The organism is Candidatus Paceibacterota bacterium (assembly GCA_035530615.1).
Lineage (GTDB): Bacteria > Actinomycetota > Actinomycetes > Nanopelagicales > Nanopelagicaceae > QYPT01.
Genome location: DATKUL010000002.1, coordinates 939,679 through 963,620, shown reverse-complemented (window position 1 = coordinate 963,620; position 23,942 = coordinate 939,679). Strand labels below are relative to the sequence as shown.

Annotated in this window: 27 protein-coding genes, 1 tRNA gene and 1 riboswitch; of the genes, 9 read left to right on the top strand and 19 right to left on the bottom strand. The window is 49.6% G+C overall.

The genetic code is table 11. The features are described from left to right. Positions 1 to 355 precede the first annotated feature (355 nt). A complete protein-coding gene (locus VMW30_07900) occupies positions 356 to 607 on the top strand; it encodes an SHOCT domain-containing protein (protein ID HUW88278.1) in 252 nt (83 codons plus the stop codon). A gap of 3 nt (positions 608 to 610) precedes the next feature. Here VMW30_07900 and VMW30_07895 read toward each other — a convergent pair whose 3' ends face one another. The 4 genes from VMW30_07895 to VMW30_07880 form a co-directional block, all read right to left on the bottom strand. Further along, the gene (locus VMW30_07895; GenBank protein ID HUW88277.1) at positions 611 to 1,861 is read right to left on the bottom strand and encodes a cyclopropane-fatty-acyl-phospholipid synthase family protein; all 1,251 of its coding nucleotides are present in this window, start codon (positions 1,859 to 1,861) and stop codon (positions 611 to 613) included. Between the two features lie 112 nt (positions 1,862 to 1,973). Then, positions 1,974 to 3,035 carry an ATP-binding protein gene (locus VMW30_07890; GenBank protein HUW88276.1) on the bottom strand — a complete coding sequence of 354 codons (1,062 nt, stop codon included), beginning with the start codon at positions 3,033 to 3,035 and terminating at the stop codon, positions 1,974 to 1,976. Between the two features lie 2 nt (positions 3,036 to 3,037). Next, positions 3,038 to 3,721: a response regulator transcription factor gene (locus tag VMW30_07885; protein HUW88275.1), complete on the bottom strand. Its 684-nt coding sequence runs from the start codon at positions 3,719 to 3,721 to the stop codon at positions 3,038 to 3,040. A gap of 148 nt (positions 3,722 to 3,869) precedes the next feature. After that, positions 3,870 to 4,838, bottom strand: coding sequence for a DMT family transporter (locus tag VMW30_07880; GenBank protein HUW88274.1), 969 nt, complete (start codon positions 4,836 to 4,838; stop codon positions 3,870 to 3,872). Positions 4,839 to 5,003: 165 nt separating this feature from the next. Here VMW30_07880 and VMW30_07875 point away from each other — a divergent pair, with 165 nt between their 5' ends. Next, positions 5,004 to 5,798 (top strand): SDR family oxidoreductase, encoded by a 795-nt coding sequence (locus VMW30_07875; GenBank protein ID HUW88273.1) that lies wholly within the window; start codon positions 5,004 to 5,006, stop codon positions 5,796 to 5,798. 22 nt (positions 5,799 to 5,820) lie between these two features. On the opposite strand, the gene VMW30_07870 is transcribed toward VMW30_07875, so the two are convergent. From VMW30_07870 to VMW30_07860, 3 genes are all read right to left on the bottom strand, one after another. Next, positions 5,821 to 7,368 (bottom strand): iron ABC transporter permease, encoded by a 1,548-nt coding sequence (locus VMW30_07870; protein HUW88272.1) that lies wholly within the window; start codon positions 7,366 to 7,368, stop codon positions 5,821 to 5,823. A 49-nt stretch (positions 7,369 to 7,417) separates the two neighbouring features. Then, the gene (locus VMW30_07865; protein ID HUW88271.1) at positions 7,418 to 8,401 is read right to left on the bottom strand and encodes a thiamine ABC transporter substrate-binding protein; all 984 of its coding nucleotides are present in this window, start codon (positions 8,399 to 8,401) and stop codon (positions 7,418 to 7,420) included. Positions 8,402 to 8,429: 28 nt separating this feature from the next. Further along, positions 8,430 to 8,541: riboswitch (TPP riboswitch) on the bottom strand. Positions 8,542 to 8,571: 30 nt separating this feature from the next. After that, positions 8,572 to 9,555, bottom strand: a complete 984-nt coding sequence (locus tag VMW30_07860; GenBank protein HUW88270.1) for a helix-turn-helix transcriptional regulator — start codon at positions 9,553 to 9,555, stop codon at positions 8,572 to 8,574. A gap of 193 nt (positions 9,556 to 9,748) precedes the next feature. On the opposite strand from VMW30_07860, the gene VMW30_07855 reads away from it, so the two are divergent. Then, on the top strand, positions 9,749 to 10,123 hold the full coding sequence (locus VMW30_07855; protein HUW88269.1) for a hypothetical protein: 375 nt from the start codon (positions 9,749 to 9,751) through the stop codon (positions 10,121 to 10,123). Between the two features lie 181 nt (positions 10,124 to 10,304). Further along, a complete protein-coding gene (locus tag VMW30_07850) occupies positions 10,305 to 11,444 on the top strand; it encodes a hypothetical protein (GenBank protein HUW88268.1) in 1,140 nt (379 codons plus the stop codon). Positions 11,445 to 11,454: 10 nt separating this feature from the next. On the opposite strand, the gene VMW30_07845 is transcribed toward VMW30_07850, so the two are convergent. From VMW30_07845 to VMW30_07835, 3 genes are all read right to left on the bottom strand, one after another. After that, positions 11,455 to 11,673, bottom strand: coding sequence for a hypothetical protein (locus VMW30_07845; protein HUW88267.1), 219 nt, complete (start codon positions 11,671 to 11,673; stop codon positions 11,455 to 11,457). A gap of 131 nt (positions 11,674 to 11,804) precedes the next feature. Then, positions 11,805 to 12,050: a hypothetical protein gene (locus VMW30_07840; protein HUW88266.1), complete on the bottom strand. Its 246-nt coding sequence runs from the start codon at positions 12,048 to 12,050 to the stop codon at positions 11,805 to 11,807. A gap of 425 nt (positions 12,051 to 12,475) precedes the next feature. After that, positions 12,476 to 12,694, bottom strand: coding sequence for a hypothetical protein (locus VMW30_07835; protein ID HUW88265.1), 219 nt, complete (start codon positions 12,692 to 12,694; stop codon positions 12,476 to 12,478). A 209-nt stretch (positions 12,695 to 12,903) separates the two neighbouring features. Between VMW30_07835 and VMW30_07830 the strand changes: the two genes are divergently transcribed. Continuing rightward, positions 12,904 to 13,206 carry a hypothetical protein gene (locus VMW30_07830; GenBank protein ID HUW88264.1) on the top strand — a complete coding sequence of 101 codons (303 nt, stop codon included), beginning with the start codon at positions 12,904 to 12,906 and terminating at the stop codon, positions 13,204 to 13,206. A 352-nt stretch (positions 13,207 to 13,558) separates the two neighbouring features. On the opposite strand, the gene VMW30_07825 is transcribed toward VMW30_07830, so the two are convergent. After that, the gene (locus tag VMW30_07825; protein HUW88263.1) at positions 13,559 to 13,729 is read right to left on the bottom strand and encodes a hypothetical protein; all 171 of its coding nucleotides are present in this window, start codon (positions 13,727 to 13,729) and stop codon (positions 13,559 to 13,561) included. Positions 13,730 to 14,022: 293 nt separating this feature from the next. Here VMW30_07825 and VMW30_07820 point away from each other — a divergent pair, with 293 nt between their 5' ends. Continuing rightward, on the top strand, positions 14,023 to 14,223 hold the full coding sequence (locus VMW30_07820; protein HUW88262.1) for a hypothetical protein: 201 nt from the start codon (positions 14,023 to 14,025) through the stop codon (positions 14,221 to 14,223). Between the two features lie 20 nt (positions 14,224 to 14,243). On the opposite strand, the gene VMW30_07815 is transcribed toward VMW30_07820, so the two are convergent. Further along, a tRNA-Ile gene (locus tag VMW30_07815) sits at positions 14,244 to 14,317 on the bottom strand. Positions 14,318 to 14,370: 53 nt separating this feature from the next. Here VMW30_07815 and VMW30_07810 point away from each other — a divergent pair. Continuing rightward, positions 14,371 to 14,970 carry a M23 family metallopeptidase gene (locus tag VMW30_07810; GenBank protein HUW88261.1) on the top strand — a complete coding sequence of 200 codons (600 nt, stop codon included), beginning with the start codon at positions 14,371 to 14,373 and terminating at the stop codon, positions 14,968 to 14,970. Between the two features lie 74 nt (positions 14,971 to 15,044). On the opposite strand, the gene VMW30_07805 is transcribed toward VMW30_07810, so the two are convergent. Further along, entirely contained in the window at positions 15,045 to 15,248 is a 204-nt protein-coding gene (locus VMW30_07805; protein ID HUW88260.1) for a cold-shock protein, read from the bottom strand. A 271-nt stretch (positions 15,249 to 15,519) separates the two neighbouring features. Between VMW30_07805 and VMW30_07800 the strand changes: the two genes are divergently transcribed. Both VMW30_07800 and VMW30_07795 read left to right on the top strand, forming a co-directional pair. Continuing rightward, on the top strand, positions 15,520 to 16,035 hold the full coding sequence (locus VMW30_07800; protein ID HUW88259.1) for a DUF3145 family protein: 516 nt from the start codon (positions 15,520 to 15,522) through the stop codon (positions 16,033 to 16,035). A 36-nt stretch (positions 16,036 to 16,071) separates the two neighbouring features. Further along, complete coding sequence (locus tag VMW30_07795) at positions 16,072 to 16,836, top strand: SIMPL domain-containing protein (protein ID HUW88258.1); 765 nt, start codon at positions 16,072 to 16,074, stop codon at positions 16,834 to 16,836. A gap of 38 nt (positions 16,837 to 16,874) precedes the next feature. On the opposite strand, the gene VMW30_07790 is transcribed toward VMW30_07795, so the two are convergent. From VMW30_07790 to glgX, 6 genes are read right to left on the bottom strand one after another with little or no spacing between them, the layout of a single operon-like run. After that, positions 16,875 to 18,251 carry a carboxyl transferase domain-containing protein gene (locus VMW30_07790; GenBank protein ID HUW88257.1) on the bottom strand — a complete coding sequence of 459 codons (1,377 nt, stop codon included), beginning with the start codon at positions 18,249 to 18,251 and terminating at the stop codon, positions 16,875 to 16,877. Between the two features lies 1 nt (position 18,252). Further along, positions 18,253 to 19,488, bottom strand: coding sequence for a beta-ketoacyl-ACP synthase II (gene fabF, locus VMW30_07785; protein ID HUW88256.1), 1,236 nt, complete (start codon positions 19,486 to 19,488; stop codon positions 18,253 to 18,255). 23 nt (positions 19,489 to 19,511) lie between these two features. Then, complete coding sequence (locus VMW30_07780; protein HUW88255.1) at positions 19,512 to 19,760, bottom strand: acyl carrier protein; 249 nt, start codon at positions 19,758 to 19,760, stop codon at positions 19,512 to 19,514. Between the two features lie 41 nt (positions 19,761 to 19,801). Continuing rightward, the gene (locus tag VMW30_07775) at positions 19,802 to 20,821 is read right to left on the bottom strand and encodes a beta-ketoacyl-ACP synthase III (protein ID HUW88254.1); all 1,020 of its coding nucleotides are present in this window, start codon (positions 20,819 to 20,821) and stop codon (positions 19,802 to 19,804) included. A 37-nt stretch (positions 20,822 to 20,858) separates the two neighbouring features. After that, positions 20,859 to 21,776 carry an ACP S-malonyltransferase gene (locus VMW30_07770; protein ID HUW88253.1) on the bottom strand — a complete coding sequence of 306 codons (918 nt, stop codon included), beginning with the start codon at positions 21,774 to 21,776 and terminating at the stop codon, positions 20,859 to 20,861. A gap of 50 nt (positions 21,777 to 21,826) precedes the next feature. Beyond that, on the bottom strand, positions 21,827 to 23,923 hold the full coding sequence (glgX, locus tag VMW30_07765; GenBank protein ID HUW88252.1) for a glycogen debranching protein GlgX: 2,097 nt from the start codon (positions 23,921 to 23,923) through the stop codon (positions 21,827 to 21,829). Positions 23,924 to 23,942: the final 19 nt, after the last annotated feature.

Sequence of the window (23,942 nt, the reverse complement as noted above, 5' to 3'; positions counted from 1 at the left end):
ACTCTGGAATGGCGAAAGTCATTGCCAACACGGCGACGACGTGGGGGTCGGGAAAACGGCAGATTCGAGTCGTACAGCACCTAATGGGTTTTCGGGAAACCGAAAAACGCACTTTCATCGACTTTCGTCGGTCGGTCGTTATTTGCGAACATACTCATTGACACGGTGTGACGATGCTGTGGGGCCCCTCGAACATCTATTTCGAGGGGCCCCACGTACGTATTTAGACATACGGAGAGGGAAATGCGACTGAGGCACGCCGATTGCTCTCCCACATTTCTCTGTCAAGGGTGGGTATTTCCACATTATTCGTGCTTAACATGGATGTATTAGATATCTAGGAAAGGGCAGCGTCATGAATTGGTACAGGGATGGTTACGGGATGGACGGTGGCAGCATTGTCTTGATGGCGCTGATGTGGCTCGTCATAATTGGGTTTGGAATTTGGCTCGTCACGTGGATAACACGCAGGGATAACAACCCTCCGTTACAACATGCGTGCGTGGTCGACAAGATGGAAACCCCCCGACAGATTCTTGATAGACGGTTCGCTTCCGGTGAAATTGATGCGGATACATACTCTCAAGCACGTAAATTGATTGAGTAGGTATCAAAACTTAAATCGACGTGGGAGTTCGTTTCTTCCAAATTGGTCATTATCGACTCCCAGAAACTGGTGAATTTGGATGGAGTTCGTCTCAAATCCAATCCGACACAACTGCATATATAAGTTCCAGATACGGGCGCGATTCTCTCCCACCTCCTTGACGGCATCGTCCCAATTTGCGTCAAGGTTTTCGCACCACTTGGCCAGCGTTTTTGCATAGTGTTCGCGCAAGTTCTCGCTGTGCCTGAGTTCGAATCCGGAATTATGCAATGCCTGAGTCACTCGACTGGGCGCAGTTAGCTCGCCATCTGGAAAGATGTATCGATCAATAAATGCGCCCGTGCGAGCTTTAAGTTCAGAGTGAGGTCGGGTAATGCAATGATTGAGAATACGACCCTTTTCCTTGATCCGCTGATGCAACTGCGAGAAATAAAGGTCTAATTTGGAATCGCCAACGTGTTCGCTCATGCCCACCGAGGAGATTGCGTCGAAATCACTGTCCTGAACTTCGCGATAGTCTTGCAGACGAATATCGATACTTTCCTCTAAATGTGCTCTCACTATTCTCTCTCGTGCGAGCGTCACCTGGTTCTTACTTAAGGTTACGCCGACTGCTTTGACGCCGTACTCTTTTGCGGCATGTAAAATTAATGTGCCCCAACCGCAGCCAACATCGAGCAATTTCATGCCAGGTTTGAGATCCAACTTTCTGCAGATAAGGTCCACTTTCTCTCTCTGGGCTTCCTCTAACGAACTGCTTTCGTTGTCAAAGACTGCGCAGGAGTACACCATGGTGGGTCCCAGAATGTATGAGTAGAAGGTGTTGGAAACATCGTAGTGATGCTCGATTGCCGACCTGTCGCGAGTTAGAGAGTGCAGGAGACCCCTTCGATATCTTGGCGGTGCTTCTTCTATGGGTAACTCTGGTCTGATTAACGCGCTCGGACCAACTGCGAGAGTGAGTTTTGCCAGAGAATCGATTGGCATAGGGGATTTCACATAGGTTCGGAGGGCCATCAAGGTTGCATGGATATCTCCGCGTACGTCTAAGTGGTTTGTTATGTAGGCGCGCGCAAGTCCGAGATCCCCGGGATGACTCAGGATGTACCGCAGCGCCAGCGGTGATTTGATTTCAAGAATATTCTCAGATTGTAGGTTTCCTGCCGCACTTCCATCGAAAGCTGCAAATCTAATAGGCACACCTTCAGTGAAAAGTGTTGAAACTTTATCGGCTATCCATTTCGTCTGTGCCATCACGGTCTCCTAACCCGCAAAATTGCCCGATGAACGTTCATTTTCGTTGCCAGGTTTATAAAATATCCCTAAAGCCGATGCCCGACTAGTACCTGATCGGGGCTTTAATTGCTCACAGAGTTGGGATTGTAAGGAGAATTCTGGTTCCGAAGCCTGGTCTGCTCTCAAATGCGATGGTTCCCCCGAGCAGTTCGATGCGCTCGTGCATGCCCTGGATGCCGAGGGAACGGGCAGGAGAAGGACCGAAATTCCACATCCCGACTCCGTTATCGGTGACGGAAATCTCCAGATGGTCGGGATGATATTGCCAGAGTAATTCCACACTCGTGGCTCGTGAGTGGCGTTCTATGTTGTGGAAAGCCTCTTGCATCACGCGGAACAGGTGAATTTCGTCCTGTGCGTTGATCTGCGAGCCTTCGCCAATGGTCTCGAACTCAACAGAGATCTGTGCCCGAGTTTCGAGATCATTGCCTAGCCATTGCACGGCTGAAATAAGACCCATTGATTCAAGGAGAATTGGTCTTAATTCTTCGCAATAGCGTCGAATAGTTTCAGATGTAAGCATGAGTGTTTCCTTGGCGCGGACCATGTTATGTCTAATTTCCTCCAGGTTTGCGGCTTCAATCGCCTGGTCGATGTTGATCGTTGCGACAGCCAATAATTGCAATGAGTCATCGTGCAGGTCGCGTGAAATACGCAAGCGCTCGTTCTCCTGGGCTTCTCCAGCAAATTTGATGTAGCGCTCTTTCTCGAGAATGGTTTCTTTTAATTGATTGTTTAGCGCAATAAGGCGTTGGCGTGCTCTCTTCTCGCGATTGACAATAAATCCAGTTCCGATAGATGCAAGGGCTATCACCCCGAGTCGGAGCAAAATCACCTCGCCATACTTTGCATCTAATAAATGGAGGCCATTGGGGAGGAAGAAGATTGCAGCCGCAAGTATTGTGGCGAGTACCTCCTTTGGTCCAAAAAGTAATGCGGAGGCCATCGTCGCAATAAGGTAAACAAAGACAAAAAATTGAATTAGACTCGAATTTTGTAGTGTGTCGTTCAGATTTTCCACGGTGCGATAGTTGCGAATCTGGATACCCGTGGATGCAGATGCAGCAGCTGTGACCACCAGAATGACCCAGAGTCGATAGTCGCGGTACTGGTGGATGATTTTCTTAAGCAACCTCAAGGCAACTGAATCGCTTGATCACGGATGGCGGTGGTAACAGCTTCTGTTCGTGAGGAGACACCAAGTTTTGTAAATATGTTACGCATATGGACTTCAATTGTGCGACTACTCAAGTTGAACTGCACCCCAATTGCTTTATTTGTTTCGCCTTTGGCCACTAACTCAAGAATTTGCAATTCGCGCTTACTCAAGCCCTTGGAGTTGCCAAACATGGCGCTATCGTCAAGAGTCAAAGGTAATGGAATCCCTTCGGATTCTTCGTCTAGGCAAGTAATAATTGCTTGTCGAAGTTCGGCAGGACTCGAAGTCTTCACTAGATATCCACTGGCGCCAGCAATTATTGCGTCGCGTAAATCTGTCTCTGCAGTAGTTGCGGAAAGAATGAGGACTTGTATTCCTGGAAAGTCTGCCTTGATCTTTGCGGTGGCTTCAATTCCCGTCATGAGGGGCATATGCAAATCCATCAGTACAACATCGGGGCGTAGCGACTGCGTCATTTCAACCGCTTCATGACCATTTGATGCTTCGCCTACAACGGTGAGTTCGCCTTCTTCGTCTTCGAGCCGCTCTACCAAGCCAGCCCGGTATATCGGGTGGTCATCTGCGACCAAGACGCGAATTCTGGGGATTAAATCCATTGACACGTTCATTGATCCGCTAGGGCTGCCTTTCTCTGACATGCTTACAAATTGTAAGAATCATTATTGCTTATGTGACAGGGCGTTAACCACCACGCGATCGATATCGCTTCTCCTTGTAGAGAGATACGGGTTTTCACGTATAAAAATTCCTAGGCTTTGGAAAAGTGTGGCTCGACTCTCGAAGAGATCATATAGATCTTGTGGCAGATTCCCGGATGAGGTTCTTCTGATGATTGGCGTGAAAGAAGCGAGAGAAGGCAATCGAACCAAGGGTTACAACAGTTCCGGTGATGAGGTAGCCATCTAGTGCACCTGCATCTGTAGGCAGTAGCCAGTCCAACAACAAGGCTCCCACCAACTGTCCGGTGACACTGAAGAGAATGAAGTTAAGGACTCCCATTGTGCGAACGGCCGACGCGGCTACCGCCACGAAGAGCAATCCGCACGGGCCACCGATATATACCCAAAAATTATGGGGCAGGGGACCTATCGACCCGCCCCGCATTAAATCAATAACAAGGGCAATGATCAGGAATGAGATTCCAACAGAGAAATTGAGCCATGTGGTGACCATGGGATTTCTCGCGATTAGGTTAATCCGACTGTTTAACGCGTGCTGAAAAGCGACTACTACTCCTACTGCTAGGCATAAAACGATTGTGACAACCTTGAAATTGACTGTTCCAAGGTCGGGATAGACCGCGATGCTCACTGCAACGAGCGTCATGATTGCTGCAAAGACCCGTGGCCAGGTGATCGATTGTTTTCCATTGGCAGAGAAGCCAATTTTATCGACAAGGAGCGATGTGGCTGTTTGGCCCCCTACGAGGCAGATAGTAAAAACTGCGACCCCAATTTCGGGAACGGCAGAACTCTGCATAGCAAGGAAGAAGGCACCGCCGGCTCCACCCATGAGTTCCCACCAGTGCATCTCACGATTTCTTATAGCTTGCAGGAAAACTTTGAAACCTTGTCGGTCGCTTCTTCTGACAAGAACGAGGACCCAGAGAATTGCCCACCCCACCGCATTTGAAATGACTGCCGAACCTAGGGCGCTATGAACATCGACCGAGAGTTGGCCATTCGCTCGTGATTGGACGGAAGTAAGAGCCCCAACAAAGAGTGTCAGTAATCCGTACAAACTTCCCCCACTCACTTAATTCGCGTTAAATCTCATATGGAGAGATTCAATATCTGGATGCCTAGGCGATGGTAGTCCATGCCGAACCAAATGCTTGTACGTGCTGGTAGCCATTGGTAATCTCCAATTCGTCGCGCGTGGCATTTTTCATTTCGAAAAATACTTCCTTAGGAGGATTTTGTGACAAATAGAACCATCTACCAGATGCTCGATATGACTGGCAAAGTTGCGATTGTGACTGGAGGTGGGACACACCTTGGAAGCGCATTTGCCGAGGCGCTTGCCGAACTAGGAGCTCATGTCTATATCGCCTCACGGCGCACAGAACTTTGCGAAAAGGTAGCCGAAGAGATGCGCGGCCGAGGATTAAAAGTGACTGGATTAGGCTGCGATGCGACTGATGAAATTGCGGTGAGGCACCTTGTGGAGAGAGTTGTTTCCGAATCAGGTCGTCTCGACGTTCTTATTGCTAATGCAGGCGGTCATCGCACAACGACATATCCTCCATATGGGAAGATCGACGAATTTAGAGCCTCTTTCGAACTCAATATGCTTTCGACATATATTTGTGCTCAAGAAGCCGCGAAGGCGATGCTTCCAAATAAGAGCGGAGCAATTATCACCCTCGGATCGATCGCGGCGCGCCTTGCGATGGATCCACGATCATACAATTCTGACTTTACGAGATCAGGTCCTCCTTATATTGCCGCAAAGGCTGGGGTACTCAATCTCACTCGTGCATTAGCAGCAGAATTCGGACCTCATGGAATTCGTGTGAACTGCATTTCTCCTGGTCAGATTCCAAATGACGAAACCAATAAGTCGCAGGTGGAGACTTTCAGAAAAATGAATGCACTTCAGCGAACAGGTCTTGCTGAGGATGTCAAAGGTGCAGCAGCATTGCTTGCATCAGATGCAAGCGCCTGGATCACGGGGCAAGAAATTCTTGTCGATGGTGGTTGGTCGATCTGGTAATTCTCAAAAAAGCGAGATTGTTCTATTTCTTTGAGGTGTCTAGCCGCGTGATTAGATACATGACGAGTGTCACAAAGAGGATAAGCAAAGAACTTGCCGCCATCGCCATTCCATAGTTTTGTGTTCCGGGGCGGGAAATTAGTTGATAAAGGATTATTGGAAGAGTTCCTTGGTCCCCGTAGGCGAGAAAATTTGCGGCACCAAATTCGCCGATTGAGATGAGAGCGCTAAAGCCGAGCGCGGTAAGAATGACAGTCCGAATAAGGGGTGCCTCGATCTGCCACCAAGTCTGTTCGACCGAAGCCCCATCGGTTGCGGCGGATTCGAGCAGATCTTCGTCAATGGAGATGAGCGCGGGGTAGATCAGTCGGATTACGAGAGGTGTTGACAGGATTGAAGCGACGATAGGCGTCACTATCCAGCTTGATCTCAACGGAAATATCCCCGAACCAAAAGTAATGAGATAGCCAAAACCCAAAACGACACTGGAGATACCGATAGGTGCCTGGAAAGCTAGGTCGAGGATGTTCTTTGATACACGGGCGTTAAAACCCCTCTCGCGTCTAGAGATTATGAAACTCACTAGCAGTCCAATACTGATACTTATCGCGCTCGCCACAATTGCATTTCTCAGACTATTGAGCGCTGCGTGGGTTACTGAGATGTTGAGCAGCTCCCGTGCCCCGTGCCCGGTGAGATTGGAGAAGTTTAGGATGGAAGGCGAACCTTCAACTAAGAATGCATTAATGAATATTTTAAGGATTGGCAAGGCGATGAAGATTGAGACAAATGTGAGGGTTATTGCAATAACAGGCAAGTCACGCCTGTCCAATTTACGCGAAGGTCCGTGGGCCTGATTCTCGATGAGTCCGCTCGCCCCCCTGTCTCTGGACAGAAAGAAAGCAATTGCGGTAATGATGGATTGGAGAAAAACTAATCCTGCGCTCTTGTTTAGATCTAGATATTGAGTCGTCGTTACATAGATTTCTGTTTCAACTGTCCTGATCGCTCCACCGCCAAGAACCAGAATTATCCCGAAACTCGCTGCGCAATAAAGAAATATCAAGGTAAAAGCCGAAGCGATGGAAGTCTTGAGAAGGGGGAGGGTGACTTCCAAAAAAGTCCGCAGACGCCCTGCGCCATCCAGTGAGGCGGCGTCTTCAAGAGAGAAGTCAAGATTTCGCCAGGTGCTGCCAATTATTCGAACCGCAATCGAATAGTTCATGAATACGTGCGCTAAAATGATGATCGGAACGTTGGAACCGCCTTGTAAGAGTGAGGCGAATACAGGCAGTTGACGAAACGATGTGAAGCCGATCGCAACAACGATCGTCGGCAAGACAAACGGAACCGTAATGAAAGCCTTGATCAATTCCTGTCCTCGAAGTCGTCGAGCGTAGAGTACGTATGCGCCTGGGATCCCTAGTGATACGGAGATGAGTGAGGAGATTAGGGCTTGCCAGATCGTGAACCAGAAAATATTTAGCACTTGGGAAGTGGCTATTGACTCAAACCAATTTCCTGAAAATCCGAGAGAAAGTATTTTCCCTAAAGGCCAGTAGAACAGCACCCCAATAAAGAGGAGGGGCGCTGCCCACAGGATTTTGTTTCTTTTGATGTTAACCGAAGATTTCTGACCACGTTGAGAGCCAGGTCTTGCGATTTGCGTTGATATCTAACGTGTCACCATAAGTGCGATTGGCCTTGCCGGCAAAGGTCGCCCAACTCTCTGGAATTTCCACTCCGGTAACAGCCGGATACATATACATCGAGGTTGGGAAGGTTTTCTGGAAAGCAGGAGATAAGAGATATTCGATTAACTTCTCTGCACCCTGTGGATTTTTTGCCTTCTTGAGGACGCCGACATACTCGGTCTGCCGAAAGCAACCGTCGGTGATTGCTGTGGTTTGCGATTTACCATCTGCCCGAACTTCATCTGCGGGGGATGTCGCGTAACTCAGAACAATCGGGTAGGCACCCTTTCCACTGGAGCCGGAGAAATCTGTGTAGTAGGCGGCTTCCCAGCCGTCATCCACTTTGACCTCATTCGCTTTGAGGCTCTTCCAGAACATCGGCCACTTCTGCTGACCGAAGAGTTCTACGCTGGCTGCCAAGAAAGAGAGTCCTGTTGAAGAGGTATTTGGATTTTCTACAACCGTGAGTCCTTTATAAAGGGGTTTTACCAAGTCTCTTACAGAAGTGGGGGCCGCTATCTTGCGCGATTCAAACCATGTCCTGTCGTAGTTGAAGCAGACGTCACCATAATCGGTTGCGACTAGATCGCCATCAATAATTCCAGCTTTCGTGGCAACGCCGGCGAAGGAGTTATCAATTCCAAAGACTGCATCAGCGATGGGAGAATCTTTGGTGAGTACCAACTTGTTGGTGAGGGTTCCAGCGTCTCCGACCTTGACTAACTTGAGTGTGTATCCACTCTTTGCATTGAAGTCCTTGATCTGGGCAGGACTTATGACGAAAGAGTCATGTGTAGCCAGAGTCAGGTCCTTGATCTTGGTCCCGCCCGTGTTATTTACGACGATTACCAATAGCGCTGCAATTGCAACGATGGAGATGGGAATGAGCGTCTTTCTCGTAAGTTTCATTTCTGTGCCTTTCGTAATGAATAGGCACGGGTTGTAAGAGCGGTCTCCCTGCGTTGGCATTACCCATGTCAGGTTTGACGGTCGAAGACTCCGTAGTCTTCCTCTCAGTCCGGTATTACCGAACTCCCGTGAATTCAAAGGCTACATGAGTTATGAGTTATCTGCCATTTTCATTCCTCATTATTGTCCATTTCCATGAGTTCTTTACGGCCGCTCACTCCCATCTTTCGGTAGATTTCCATTGTCTCTTGTCGTATTAAAGAGGAACTGAAATTTAGGCTTAGCGCAATAGTTTCATTGGTCTTACCTCGACGTATCTCACTGAGAATAATTTTTTGGCGAGAAGTAAGTTCCTTACTTTCTGCCATTAGCGGTTGATTTTTAGAGCTGGCTGAAACTGCAGCGGGTCCTGTCGCACCGGTCGCACCCGTTGTGCCAACTGCACCTGTTGTACCGGTTGTGCCTTGCGGTCCCGCCTCGCCGGTTGTACCTGTTGTGCCCGTCGCGCCCGTTGTACCTTGCGGTCCCGCCTCGCCGGTTGTACCTGTTGTGCCGGTCGCACCGGTCGCACCGGTTGTGCCGGTTGTACCTTGCGGTCCCGCCGCACCGGTCGTACCTTGCGGTCCCGCCGGACCTGCTAATCCAACTCCTTCAGTGAAATCTGACAGTGTCTTCGTGTAAGTATGGTGAAGTGCGAGCATTCCACCAACCGAGCGGAAAAAAAGTTCATCGAGAGAGTCGAGTGCGATTTCCTCACTAAAAAAGAGGAGCCCAACTCCTAAGTAATGAATCGGCCAGGCCAGTGAGTAGTCAAGACCAGAAAGATGACCCTCCATTCTTATCTCTTTGGAGGAGTGCGGCAGTAAATCACCGAGTCCGTGCAGGCTCAGGACTTTGTCCTTCTGCATAGATTGAGAGAATGGACTCAACGGCCCGTTTGCGATTGCAACAACTTCATTCCGGATTCCTTCGCTAACTCCGAAATTGCCTGTGGCCTTAATCGATCCATTCGATTGAAGCAGCCCGAGGAGGAGTCCGCTTGGTTCGAATGGTGAAAAAGTATCTAAGACAAGAAAACGTGCGATGGAATCCGAGGACGGGTTGGTCTCATACAGGAAAGTTGTCAGGTTTGAGATTTTGCGCACATACTCCATGAACCACTTCCCTTCGCGATTTCCTCAGCCTATACCCAGAAAAGTAGCGAGTTCTAGGCGATAACCACGAGTAATTCTGCCCGAGCATGTTCGAGCATACACAAAAGTAACGACGTGAATGCGAGTACTAATGGCATTGGGGAACCCAAAGGCAGAACTCGCCACTAAACCCTTCTCCATAAAGGTGCTTTTCATGATTTCACTTATACGCTCAATATATGACTTTTTACTAAAAAAAGAGTCGACGGCAGTCCGATATATTCGAAAGCACCCACGCCGCATAGGCATGCTGAGCCTAGACGCGATACTTTCCATCGCTCTCGTTTCCGCTGGTTTTTCGTATGCCTCTGCATCATCAAAGAATGAAACTTCGCTGGCGCTCATGCGTGTAGGTGCGGTTGCCCTGTCATCTTCGGAATTTGTCGAACATATCCGTTTGGACAGAGGAGGAGCCTACTGGTTGGGAGACATTTCAGGATTTGATATCGTCCATGATGACAGCATCGATGAGCGTCGTTCTATTTCATATGTTAAGAAAGGCTCTGGTCCGAACCTATTACGACGGTGACTGCAAGTGGGTTGATGGTGGGATATGACATAAATTCGATGATGGGCGAAGTTATTTCGATGCATGGAACTTCCGACACTGTCTATATACATTACCCAAGAGCTCAAACACGGCAAACTCTCATGCGGAATGCGGTTGCCCTAAAACTGGTGGTTTAAGTTCAAAGTGTTATAGTCGAGAAATGAGAGTCATAAGTCTCATAGTAAAGGGAGTTCTTATTGGACTTCTTTTAAGTCTCTTGCCTGTTACCGCTTTCTCAGTTACAAAAATCTCTGCAGGGGCCGTCTGCAAGGTATACAAACAAAAAGTGACCTACCACGGCAAGATATTTACCTGTGTCAAGTCTGGCAAGAAATTGATTTGGAATAAGGGCGTTCGGGTCAAGGTTTCGACCCCAACTCCCACTCCCACCCAAACTCCTACTCCAACTCCGACTGCCTCACCTTCCTCATCATCCACTGCCAAACCACCATTGAAACAGAGGCCAACGCCAAGTCCAGCACGGACGTCCATAATTTTTCCACCTGAAAATTCTGTTTCCGCAATTACGAAGCGTCCAATCAATATGCAAGGAATAAATGTTCAGCACTTTCTCTTCAGCGGCGGAATGGACCCAGCTTTTGTAACACTTGGACCAAAAACAGGAAGCCGACCAGAGTTGGGATACTACGATGGGAAAAGCGGTGTTAACTTTGAAATAGGTAATGGTGAGCCAATCCTGGCACCAGTCGATGCCCGTTTCATCGGTTTCAATAATCGAAATTCTGAATTCAGAAACGGAATGGATGGAACGCTACAAGTCCCATTCAACGATTTGGAATTATGTTTTGAATCAACAAGTTCAGATTGGCCTGGGCTAATTATTTGTTTCTACCACCTGCAAAACTCCCCATTATTGTTGGGAATAGACAAGGATCCTTTGTGTAGTAATGCCAAAGAATGGCCAGGACCACTACGGGCGGAAGGTTGGCAGTTCTATACAGAAAATGATTCCGCATACGCCGGTAATGCGACCTCAGCCGCCTGCCAAGCACTTCTTGGCCGTGAAGTAAAGCGAGGCGCTGTCATTGCATATTCAGGAAGCGTTGGTACTCACTCGCAAGCACCGATAAGGATGAAGGTCCCAGATAAATCTTTGAATCCAACTGTTAAATCAGGAGACAGAAACTTGCACTGGGTTCAAGGAGATGCATTCTTCTATTGGAAATGTTTTGCTCCTGATGCCACCTTTGAGCAAGGTGTTCTTGCCTATCCTTGGGAGTGCAACGGGTTCAAGGTCCCTGCGGAACAACGTTTGGTTGACTATAAGTATGAAAAGTAGAAAGTCCTACCTAACTAGTTGCCTCGGACTTAGTTAAGAAAACTTCTTCAAAAGAAATTCCTGGGATACCAATTGCCCCATCGACGCCCTCTTGAATTAACTCCCGCAATTCCTTAAGTGAGTTGGCAAAAACCAGGTAACGGGTAGGCTCTCCGTCAATGATCAGATTGGATGTTGCCGACCAATAGCCTGGATCATCCTCACAAATTTCAAGTTTGTGTTGTGTCACCGTAATACCTCCAGTGCTTCTTTTTCAGCGAGTCCTAGGTCGTCCATAAGAACGTCACGAATCTGATGTCCCGAAAGTTCTTTCGCACTAAATCTAGACGACTTGGTGGGGCGAGATGGGATTGAACTCACTCAGATGAGAGATAGGTTCTTGCCAGGATATTCCATTTCAAAAGAGTTACATTCAACAAAAACTTCCTTGAAGGAGATTCCTTCGATCTCCAAATCTCCATCGATTCCTTCTTGTAACAATTCACGAAGCTCTTCTAATGAATTAGCGAAAATATTGTAATGCACAGGTTCTTGCGAAGTGCCGATATTAGAATACGCCCACCAGTTACCTTCATTATTTTGAATCTCCAACTTGAATTCAGTCACTTGATAACCTCCAGTGCTTCGACTTGAGTTAAATAAACTTGTCCCATTAAAACTCCCTTAACTTTCCGAGTTGAAAGTTCCCTGGAAGCATGAAAAGTAAAGAGGACCTCGGGCCTCCCCATGGCGACGAGAGTTCGATGAGAGCCATTAGTTCTAACTATTGTGTAGTTGAGGGGTTTTCGCAAAAGTATCTGCAGTAATTCGTGAGCCTTCATGGACGGGAATTTGGGCACTTGCGAAGTCTCTGCTGTAACGAGATTTCACTTTTCTCGCCCTGAGTAGTCTGTGCGTGGAATTACGCCGTGGATTTATGGGAAAGAAATTACTGAGAGTGATGTTGAGAGGATTCGCTCCTCGTTCAATGGGTGGAGTAATACAGCACGCAGTGGGGCGAGTCGGGTTCGACCTGAAAAAGAAGGTCCTACCTATTTAGTTGCTTCGGAGCTAGTTAAGAAGACCTCTTCAAATGTAATTCCTTCGATATCGAGATCTCCAGCTACTCCCTCTTGGACTAACTCGCGTAACTCTTCTAAAGTGCCTCCGATAACTATGTAAGCGGTCTTGCCCTCTTCTAGTTCCAAGTTGGACGTGCCTACCCATGTTCCAGTGCTGTCTTGTTCAATTTCCAATTTATATCGTGTCATCGTAAGACCTCCAAAGCTTCCTTCCCCTTGTCCACATAAATTAACAATTTAGTGGTTTTGCCTGCAAAATGCGAAGTAATTCGCGAGACTTCATTGTTGGAAAATTGGACATGCCCGTAGTGTGGAATTCCATGTAAGCCTTTCTTATTAGCGCTCAGTAACTTGTGGATAATGAAAGAGAGTTGAACTTGAGGCGACAGAATTGCACTATGAAACCGACATTTAATGCATATATTGATGGATTCAATCTTTACAAAGGCTCACTTGAGAGGCGCCCCGAATGTAAATGGTTAGATATTGTCGGTCTCTGTAAATCTCTCGAACCCGATGCTAATTTGGGCAGGGTATTTTATTTTACAGCTCCTGTTAAGTCACGTTTTGTAGGGGATCGGGCATCAGATCGTCAAGCTACTTATCTTCGAGTTTTGGAACATTCTGGTGTAAAAATAGTTCGAGGCAAATTTCGAAAAGATGCTCGTTGGCATCGCCTTGCTTCCATTACTTTTTACTAAGTCTGAGGGAGTAACTGTTCACGTAGTAGTTCCCGGAGATGGACAAAATTCGGCATCTCTAAAATCTTCCGCGAGTTCTCTTATTCGCTTAGACGTTGAACTGCTTCGAAATAATCAATTCCCCGACAGTTATTTGACGCCGAGTGGAGGAAATATTCAAAAGCCTAGGTCTTGGGCAAAATCGCATCCGCGGAAATGACAAGGGCTCAACCTCTCGGTTGAGCCCTAGGCTTGAAGACGAAACCTCAAGCGGTGTAACAGAAGGCTACCATTTACTGATGACGATTTGCTTTACCTAGAGAACTGTCGCGCCATTCTTTTGTGATGAAATGAAAACTTCTTCAAATGCAATTCATGGAATACCAATTGCCCCATCGACACCCTCTTGAACCAGATCTCGCAATTGTTTAAGTGAGTTGGCAAAAACCAGATAACGGGTAGGTTCTCCATCAATGATTACATTGGATGTTGCCGACCAATAGCCTGGATCATCCTCACAAATTTCAAGTTTGTATCGTGTCACCGTAATACCTCCAGCGCTTCTTTTTCCACAGGTAATGCAATGCTAAAACATCAGTTACCGAATACCCACTCTAATTCTCGACGTGAAAAGGCGCGAACTTCTGAAGAAAATTTATCGGCAAGCCGCGCGACAAGGGATTAGAGATGTAACGCTGCGTGAGGGCGGGAGCCATTCAATTATGACAATTAGTAACCTAGGTATTCCAATACCGCGGCATAAAGAGTTAGGTGATTTACCTGCGATGCAAATCATGAAACAATTCCAACCAGTCCTCGGAGAAAGATGGTGGCACAATGATTAAGACTACATATAGAGCCAACGTCACCAAAGATGGCACATTTTGGTTTATTCAACTTCCATCTCTGGAAAATGTCTTCACTCAAGCTCGCAACCTCGATGAGATTGATGTCATGACACGCGACGTGGTCTCGATGATGCTTGAAATTCCTGCAGATTCCTTTGATCTTGAATTTATTTTCGAAGACGGCCAATAAATCACCTTAGATCATTACAGTGGGGCGAGTCGGGCTCGAACCGACGACGACGGAATTATGAGTTCCGGGCTCTAACCAACTGAGCTACCGCCCCTTGGGGAGGAGTTTAGAGGAGAATTGAAAGTGATGCGCCACTATGCTCTAAAGATGCGTTTGAAGCACATTTTTTCTTTAATTCTCACTTCAATGATGTTCGTGGGTATTTTACCGCCTGCCTACGCCACACCGATTTACGCGTTTCCCATTGACGGATGCGCCGTTAAATATGCACACTCCCACCACAATTATCCTGCGACAGATATCTTGACGAGAAAAGGATGTCATTTTGTGGCTACGACATCTGGGATCGTTGACGAAGTCAATCGAGTGGATAGGTGGAATGGCAAGACTAATTTAGGGGCGCAGCGTGGGGGATTGTTCGTATCGATCATTGGTGACGATGGCGTTCGGTATTATGGGTCGCACCTGGGGAAAGTTGCGCCAGGTATTAAACCGGGCCGCCGAGTAAATGCGGGTGATGTGCTGGGATATATCGGCACATCGGGCGATGCTCGTGGAACCGCATCACATGTTCACTATGGAATTTCGTGGCCAACACCTGCAGGAATTTGGTGGGTACGTCGGGGTGAGGTGTACCCATGGAGATATTTAGATGCTTGGAAAGTTGGAAAGGATTTATCGCCGGCGAAATCAGTAGCTACATTGATGAAGAAAGTGGGAGTGATCCCTAAGCAATCTGGGTATTGACCTTTTATGTGAATGTTTGGAAATGAGAAAAGCCCCCGGTCTCCCAGGGGCTTTTCTACTTAAAGTGGTGAATATTAGTTAGCGTTTACGGCGTCGGCCTGTGGACCCTTTGGACCCTGGACGACCTCGAACGAAACTGACTGACCCTCTTCAAGGGACTTGTAACCATTTCCTTGAATTGCTGAGTAGTGAACAAATACGTCTTGTCCGCCACCATCAACTGCAATGAAACCGAAACCCTTTTCAGAGTTGAACCACTTAACTGTGCCTGTTGCCATGTTTTGCTTTTCCTTCGATATATGTGGGGTGAGCGAGAAATCCTCGTTCACCAGTCTTCCTCTTGCGCCAGCGATACCGAGCAAAGCTTTAGGCCATGAAACGGGTACTGATTAAGCGTCCGACTACCTATAAGGGTACTGGCTCTTAGGCTTATTACCTAAAGAGTTTTCCTCCAGCACTAGCGCGGATAGGGTCAAATGCGGTAAAAATAGACATCGAATCGTTCGTGGTGGGCTGGGGAAGGTCGCGCCAACGTCAACGAGGAGAGATATGGACCTATCCGCCTTACCCCCTACGGGCTCAAGAGCCTTTACACGGGGTTATCTCGTCATTCACTCAGCACCTTCCGCGCTCTGCCGCCACATTGAATGGGCGGTGGCCAGCCTCTTAGGGCGTCCTGTTCAACTCACGTGGAGGCCACAACCACTTCTCGTAGGAACTCATCGGACCACCATCGAATGGCGGGATCGAGCCGGCATTGGTGCCGAACTGGCAAGTGCGCTGCGAGGCTGGCACTACTTGCGTTATGAAGTTCGTGAGGAGTCTGCGCAAGCGCGCATCCTCTATCGATTCACGCCTAACTTAGGTATTCACCGCGCGGTTCTCGATGGCGCTGGTTCGGTCATGATTACTGAGAATCAGATTACAAGTGCGCTAGCACTCGATGATGACTCTATGCGGATTTCAATTCAGCTAGCACTCGGAAGCGAATGGGATTTAGAACTTGAGCAATTTCGACGAGTAGAGATGGATGAAATTTCACACGATCGCGTTATCTCCTTTTAATACCTCGCCAAATGAAGCAGGAGTAGGCTCTAATTTATGAGCGACATGAAAGAAAGTCCCATCATTACAATCGAGCGACGCAAAGCTATGACCATTATTATTTCGGCGATCATTGTCTCCATTGCACTTGGCTATGGATTGGTAAAGGTCGGGGCTGGATTTGCCGCACGTACAACAGATGGCATCACGGTTACCGGATCTGCAAAAGTTGCGGCAACGGCAGACAACGCAGTGTGGACTCTTTCTATACAAGAGTCGAAATCAAGTGTCGCCGCCTCAGTCAAGCAGGTCGGTGTAAGTATTGACGCACTTAGCGCCTATCTCACAAAAGGCGGAATACCAGCGGATTCGATTCAACTGGGAGCGGTCTCCACATACGCAAATCAGGAGTACAAGAACGGGAATCCCACTGGTCGCACTCTTTCATACAATGCCAGTCGCAATTTGACCGTGCGATCCAAAGACGTTCAACTGATTGCTCAATTGAGTCAAGATATTGGCACTCTCCTGCAGACTGGCGTCAACATCAATAACTATGGACCGCAATATTATGTTTCGACGCTACCAACTTTGCGTCCGCAATTATTGGAAGATGCCATGAAGGATGCTCAAGTAAGAGCAATTGCGTTGACCAGAGCAGTCGGCGGAACCATTGGGCCAGTCTTGAGCGTTCGCAGTGGACCCTTCCAGGTTACGACACCTGATTCGACGATAACTTCTGACTATGGGGAGTACGACACTTCAACCATTGAAAAGACGGTTACTTCGACGGTTTCGGTTACATTCAAGACAAAGAAGTAATTTCTCGCCTACTTGTATCTCTAGATCTTAAAGAGGGATTAAAGCGGGATATTGCCGTGGATTCCACGATGCTGTGGGGCAGTTTTAATCGCTCGCGCAATAATCTGGCGCGTCTTCTTGGGGTCGATAATTTCATCAACGACACCAATTTCGACTGCGCGGGCAACTCCGCCTGATATTTGATCGTGCTTCGCAGCGAGTTCGAGTTCCATCATCTCTCTCTGTTCTTCCGGCAGGTCGGCGAGCAGCCTGCGGTGGAGCACACGAACTGCTGCAACCGCGCCCATGACCGATACTTCAGCGGTTGGCCAAGCAAAGACTTTGGTTGCACCGAGGGAGCGAGAATTCATTGCGACGTAGGCTCCACCGTATGCCCTACGGGTGATTAGAGTGATCCGAGGTACAACCGCCTCACCAAATGCATGAAGTAATTTGGCGCCTCGTCTGACTGCGCCCTCCCATTCTTGGCCTGCCCCAGGTAAGAATCCGGGAACGTCGACAACGACAATGAGCGGGATACCGAACGAGTCACAGGTGCGGACAAAGCGAGCCGCCTTTTCTGCGGCAGATGAATCAAGGGCGGCGCCTAAGTGAGCGGGGTTGTTGGCGACGATTCCGACAGTTCGACCGCCAACGCGCCCAAGTTTTGTGATGATATTTGGTGCCCACATAGGAAGGAGTTCGATTTTTGCTTGGCCCTCATCGAGAAGTGCATCGACGAGTGGAAGGACCTCATACGTACGTTTCTTCGCATCAGGGACAAGTGATCCAAGATCGAGATCTTGAAGTGGAAGGGTGACCTCACCTTGATCTGCGAAGAGTGAAGTGAGCGAGCGAATTTCTTCGAAGGCTTCTTCCTCCGAACGTGCGATGACGTGAGCGACACCGCTATTTCTGCGATGCGCATCTGGTCCACCAAGTTTGGCCATGTCGATGGTTTCACCTGTGACACTTTTGACAACATCGGGACCGGTTACAAAGATTCTTCCCTCTGGCGCCAATACAACAACATCAGTGAGTGCCGGGCCGTACGCTCCGCCACCTGCAGTCGGTCCGAGTACCAATGAAAGTTGTGGAATCTTCCCACTCGCTGTGATCATTGATTGAAAAACTTCGCCAAAGGCGTTGAGTGAGAGAACCCCGTCGCGCAAGCGAGCACCACCTGAATGCCATATTCCAATCACGGGGATTCGCGCCGCCATCGCAGCGTTGTAAGCGGCAACAATGACCCGTGCTCCATCTGGTCCGAGTGCTCCACCTTGAATTGTGGCATCTGACGCAAAGATTATTACCGACTTGCCGGCGACAGTGGCTGTGGCGGCGAGCATTCCAGATTCATCACGAGGAGTGATCAGGGTGAGCGATCCGGTATCCGCAAGACGGCCCATTCTTACTTCTGGGTCGCGCGGATTCATTTCAGTAGGAAGCAAATGCCAACACCACGTTATGTCCACCAAAACCAAATGAATCATTGAGTGCGGCGATATCTCCCGCAGGAAGTGCGCGAGGCTTGTCGCGGACTACGTTGATTGTTATAGCTGGATCAAGGTTTTCAATGTTGATGGTTGGGGGAGCCATTCGCTCTTGCAGCGCTTTCACAATAAATACTGACTCAATTGCGCCCGCGCCACCAAGTAGGTGTCCCGTCATTGATTTAGTAGCCGACACTGCTACGTGGTCGGCATCTGCACCCAGGGCAAGGCGGAGGGCGTTGGCCTCTGCGATATCGCCGACAGGGGTAGAGGTCGCATGTGCGTTGAGATGCACGATGTCGCGTGTTGTAAGTCCGGCATCCCGCAGTGCGAAGGCGATTGCTCGCTGAACTCCGCTGCCATCTGGATCAGGCGCGGCGATGTGATAACCATCCGATGTAAGACCTTGTCCAACGATTTCTGCATAAATTTTTGCACCGCGCGCTTTTGCATGTTCGAGTTCTTCAAGAATAAGTACTCCGCCACCTTCACCGAGCACAAAGCCATCTCGATCAAGATCATATGGACGCGAAGCCCGAGCGGGATCGTCGTTTCGGGTGGAGAGTGCTTTCATGGCGGCGAATCCGGCCATTGGCAAGGCGTGGACCGCAGCTTCAACACCACCGGCAGCAATAATCTCTGCACGATTGGTGCGGATCATTTCCATTGCATAACCAACCGCTTCGGCACCTGATGCGCATGCACTCACTGGAGTGTGCACACCAGCGCGAGCTTTGAGTTCGAGTCCAACATTTGCCGCGGGTCCATTTGGCATGAGCATCGGAACGGTATGCGGGCTTACGAAGCGTGAGCCTTTGCCTTTCAATATGTCATATTGATCAAGCATTGTGATGACGCCACCGATGCCAGAGGCAATCACAACACCCAGTCGGTCGAGATCTACATCGGGTGCGCCGGCATCCTTCCACGCTTCCCGCGCAGCGATGAGGGCGAATTGCTCTGATCGGTCCAGTCGGCGCATTTCAACGCGATCCATGACCTCACTCGGTTCGACTGCGACCCGTGCGGCAATAGTGACCGGGATAGTGCTGGCCCACTCTTCGGTGAGAGTGCGCACTCCACTCTGGCCGGCCAGAAGAGCCGACCATGAAGTGGCGACATCTCCACCTAACGGCGTGGTTGCACCTAGCCCTGTTACTACTACGCGACGACGAGACATTCTTTGGTTCTCCGAATCAAGAATTATGCAGAAACCTTAACGATGAAATTCACTGCATCGCCAACAGTTGCCAGATCAGAGACCTGATCATCTGGAATCTTCACGCCGAAGCGTTCTTCCGCGGCAACAACAACTTCAACCATGCTCAAGGAATCGACATCTAGGTCATCGGTAAAGTTCTTGTCCATCTCAACGGAGGCGGCAGGTATTCCTGCAACTTCTTCGACGATCTCTTTGATTCCTGCGAGTACTTCTGCTTGTGAAAGTGCCATTGTTTCTGTACCTATTCCTTTTAGTTGTCTCTTAGTTGCTTTTAGTTTTTACTTGTGAAAGGTGCGGGAGGCAGTTTGACTACCTGACCCGCATAGACCAATCCTGCGCCATAACCGATGAGTAACGCCAATCCGCCATGCAAATGGGGCTGTTCTTCGAGCAAAGCCGACATTGCCAGCGGGATTGACGCTGCCGAAGTATTTCCGGCGGTCCGTATGTCCTTGGCGATCACAACATTCTCAGGGATGCCTATCTCCCTTGCCATCGATTCAATAATGCGCACATTTGCCTGGTGCGGGATAAAAGCGTCAAGTTGATCCGGGGTCACGCCGGCCGCTTCGAGTATCTGCTTACCGACCTTGCTCATGGAGAATACTGCCCAACGAAAGACAGTCTGTCCTTGTTGGGTAAGAGTCGGCCAGAGCGCGGCTGAATCACCCTTTTTGATATCAGTCCATGACGGCTCGAGCAAAATTGCATCGCGGTTTTCAGCATCAGAACCCCAAACCATGGGTCCGATTCCAGGCTCCTCGGAAGGCCCGATAACAACCGCACCCGCCCCGTCGGCAAAAATAAATGCTGTGGCTCGATCATCGGGATTGGTGAAGTCGGAGAGCTTCTCCACGCCAACCACCAGAACATATTTGGATGTGCCAGAGCGGATAAGGTCACTGGCCATACCAACGCCGTAACAGAATCCAGCACATGCGGCACTGATATCAAACGCTGCTGCTGTCGGATTTCCAAGTCGCGCGATCAATGCGGTTGCAGCGCTCGGTGCTTGGTAAGGGAATGTAATCGTGGCGACAATGACCGTATCAATATCAGTCATTGCAATATTGGTCCGCTCCACTGCTTGCCGACAGGCGGCCTCTGCCATGAACAGAACGCTCTCGTGCTCGGCGCCAAATCGGCGAGATTCAATTCCAGTGCGTTGGCGAATCCATTCATCGCTCGAATCGATGCGATCAACAATTTCCGAGTTGGGAACATTGATTGATGGTTGATAGCCGCCGACACTCAATATTCGACTGAAAGTTCCTTTGCGGACATTGATCATGGCGCTCCACCCTTATCTCTTTGTCTCTCAACTGTTCTCACTGGGTCTCGCTCTGTCGGGAAATTAAATCGCGTGCTGCATCTAGGTCTGCTGGGCTTTTGAGTGCCAAAGTCTCAACCCCCGGTAGGGCTCGTTTGATGAGTCCGATAAGAGTTCCGGCGGGGGGAAGTTCGATTACTGCGGTGACGCCGAGCGCCTTCATGGCTTCCATGCAAAGATCCCAACGAACCGGGTTGGCGATTTGACGTACGATTCGATCTAGAACTTCACGCCCACTTGTGACCTCGGCGCCTTCCTTGTTGGAAAGAATTACTACGCGCGGATCACTTACTGGAATTCCTTCTGCGAATCTTTGCAACTTTCCAATGGCAGGTTCCATCACCTCAGTATGAAAGGCACCAGCGACAGCGAGTGGTCTCACTCTTGCCCCCGCCGGCGGATTGGCTTCTAGTGCAGCCAGGGCTGCGAGTTTTCCGGCCGCGACAATCTGTCCAGCCCCGTTCTCATTTGCTCCCACTAGTCCAAGTGCGGTGAGCGCAGAAATAACTTCATTTCGATCGCCGCCCAGCACTGCTGACATGCCAGTGGGTGTCTGGGCTGCGGCTACTGCCATGGCCGCTCCGCGCTCGCGCACCAATCGCATGGCGTCCACCTCGGAAATCACCCCGGCAATAGCGGCGGAAGTTATTTCGCCGACCGAATGTCCGGCAGTGATTGAAAATTTAACGCCACCCAAAGCTTTCATTCCGAGAATTCCGGCACTCACAATAAGTGGTTGCGCATTGGATGTATCGCGAATTTCGTCAGCGTCAGCCAGAGTGCCAAGATGCAGAAGATCAAGTCCAATCGTTTCTGAAAATTCCTCTAGCGTGGATTTGAGTTTGGCATCTTCAATCCAAGGGGAGAGAAACCCGGGGGTCTGCGATCCTTGCCCGGGGGCGACTATTGCAAGCACGGAGTAGATTTTAGAGGGGCAGAGGCCGTACTAACCAGTATGTGAAAATTCTATGAAGAAAGAGTTCGTGAAACCAGCCACACTTGAGCGCAATGCGGGGCAACATTTACTTTTGCCGACGGCTTAGCAATAACGGGTTCATAAGTTGATGTCACCTCTGATGCGTCGAAAATACATCTATAGGAATGCCCCCACTTCTCATTTGGAAGCGTAAACGCAGTCTCATGTCGTGATGAGTTGAGCATGACCACGAGAGCGCGATTTGAACTAGCTTCGATAAAAATCGTCAAACTTCTTTTTTCACCATCTTGCCAGTGCGTGTCCGTCATCTCGCGTCCGCCCAAGCTGAACCAGGCGACGTCTTTGCGTTGAGTACCGCGATCGAGTGCACCCGTAAAGAAATCAGAGGAGACATCAGCAAGATATGTGGATCGGATTCGTGACAGTGTCGCCGTTGCTTCCAGCATGTCCTCCTCATCGTCATTGAGATTCCAATTGAGGTTTACTCCGAAATCGTCATCGCCTTCCCAGGGTTGGGAGTATGCATTATTGGATCCATTCTGAGTCCGGCTTACTTCATCGCCCATTGCGAGCATCGGCACACCGGAGGAGAGCATCAAAGTCGTGAGCATGGATTTCTTCAAACACTTTCTGGTCGCATTGATTTCTGAGTTGTCTGTTGGACCTTCAACTCCTACATTCCATGAGCGATTCCCAGCGCCGCCATCGCGATTGTCTTCACCATTGGGTTCGTTTCGCTTATGTTGGTAAGTAACCAAATCGTTGAGAGTGAAGCCATCATGCGCCGTGACGAAATTGATCGACGAAGTCGGTCCGCGAAAGTAGAAAATATCGCTGGAGCCACCAATGCGCGAGGCGATGTCTCCAACTCCTTCGCCGAACCCGCGTGCTAAATCACCCAACCAGAATTGACGTACCGCATCGCGGTAATGGTCATTCCACTCGCGCCACGGATATGCGAAATCGCCCAGGCTATATCGCGAAACATCCCACGGTTCGGCAATGAGCTTGAGATCTCGTAATTCTGGGTCGGCGCAAATCGCAGTAAAGAGAGAGGAATCAGATGCGGAATGATTTCGATAAAGCGCGGTTGCCAGATCAAACCGAAATCCATCTACCCCGATCACTTCGCTCCACCACCGGAGGGAATCCACGATGTGCCGGACCGAATGTGGCTGGCCGGCGTTGACGGTGTTTCCGCATCCGGTGACATCGATGTATTCCGAATCGGAAAGATGGCTGTACCAGGCCTTGTGATCGATTCCTCGGAAAGAGAGCGTGGGTCCGCCCAGGCCGCCTTCGCCGGTGTGGTTATAGACGACATCCAAAATCACCTCGATACCGGCATCGTGCAGGCGATCGATCGCCCACTGCAATTCGGATATCGGATCCTCGCCCGCCGCGTAGCCGCGGTGGGGCGCGCTAAATGAAATCGGGTTGTATCCCCAATAATTGCGCCGCCCACGTGACCAGATGGCAGGTTCGGTTATGGAATGCTGAATCGGCAGGAGTTCGAGGGCGGTGATTCCCATCTTCTTGAGATGCGCGATCGTGCTGGCATGACCGAGCCCCCGGTATGTGCCGCGTTCGCTCTCGTCAATCTCTGGATTTGCAGCACTTATTCCTTGAACATGGGTTTCGTAGATAAGAGTCTTCGGCCACGGGGTGTTGAGGCGGTCAATTTTTCGGGCAAGATGGTGGGTCACGACCGAATAGGGGACTTTCCCCGCGCTGTCACGGTTATCTCGGATAGATAGGTCGCCGTCGCCGAGACCGTCTTTACTCACATGCCCGTAGATCTCAGGTACGTACTGGACCTGGCCATCTAGAAGATGGGTATAGGGATCGAGGAGGAGCTTGGCTGAGTTGAATCGCAACCCCCGTTCAGGTTCCCATGGGCCATAAACCCGATAGCCGTATCGCTGTCCAGGTCGAACTCCGGCCAGATATCCATGCCAGATCGGTCCAGTCCGGTGGGCTAGCGCAAAGCGAGTTTCAACCAGGCGACCGTTGATTTCGTTGAAGAGGCAGAGCTCGACCGCATCGGCGGCTTCCGACCAGAGGGCAAAATTGGTGCCCTCGTGTGTCGGCGTTGCGCCTAGGAAGCGATGATCGGCTGGTAGCACCGTTCTATCTTTGCCTGCA